1 protein-coding gene is annotated in these 964 nt (G+C 66.4%); it reads right to left on the bottom strand.

Annotated elements, in window-relative coordinates; all coding sequences use genetic code 11:
• Positions 1-4 precede the first annotated feature (4 nt).
• Positions 5-964: lipoyl synthase (lipA, locus tag PV761_RS24190; RefSeq protein ID WP_347900051.1), on the bottom strand; the 960-nt coding region annotated here is incomplete at its 5' end.

The raw sequence follows: 964 nt of genomic DNA, 5'->3' as shown, positions 1-964 counted from the left end.
GGTCCTAGTGGTGTGCCGCGATGAGGGAGCTGGCTTCCTGGCGGGTGCTGCCGGAGCTTTCGATGTGCGCGAGTTCGGCCGGGATCTCCCAGCCCTTCTTGCGCATCGCGGTGGCCCAGAGCCGGCCGGCACGGTAGGAGGATCGGACCAGCGGGCCGGACATCACGCCGAGGAAGCCGATTTCCTCGGCCTCCGTGGCGAGGTCCACGAATTCCTGCGGCTTGACCCAGCGGTCCACCGGCAGGTGGCGTTCGGACGGGCGCAGGTACTGGGTGATGGTGATCAGGTCGCAGCCGGCCTCGTGCAGGTCCTGCAGGGCCTCGGAGATTTCCTCGCGGGTCTCGCCCATGCCCAGGATCAGGTTGGACTTGGTGACCATGCCCAGGTTCCGGCCCTGGGTGATGACATCCAGGGACCGGTCGTAGCGGAACGCGGGGCGGATGCGCTTGAAGATCCGCGGCACGGTCTCGACGTTGTGCGCGAAGACCTCGGGCTTGGAGTCGCAGATCGCCGCGATGTGCTCGGGTTTGCCGGAGAAGTCCGGGATCAGCAGTTCGACGCCGGTGCCCGGGTTCAGTTCGTGGATCTTCCGGACCGTTTCGGCGTAGAGCCAGACGCCCTCGTCGGCGAGGTCGTCGCGGGCCACCCCGGTCACGGTGGCGTACCGGAGCTGCATGGCCTGGACCGAGCGGGCCACCTTGGTGGGTTCGAACATGTCCACCGGGGAGGGCTTGCCGGTGTCGATCTGGCAGAAATCACAGCGCCGGGTGCATTCGGAGCCGCCGATCAGGAACGTGGCTTCCTTGTCTTCCCAGCACTCGAAGATGTTCGGGCAGCCGGCCTCCTCACACACCGTGTGCAGGCCTTCCTTCTTCACCAGGTTCTTGAGCTGGACGAACTCCGGGCCCATCTGGACCTTGGCCTTGATCCACTCCGGCTTACGCTCCACCGGGGTGGCCGCATT

The sequence above is a fragment of the Arthrobacter sp. CC3 genome (assembly GCF_039907775.1).
Lineage (GTDB): Bacteria > Actinomycetota > Actinomycetes > Actinomycetales > Micrococcaceae > Arthrobacter.
Note: the sequence above shows the minus strand (reverse complement) of the source record. Positions and strands in the feature narration are given on the sequence as shown.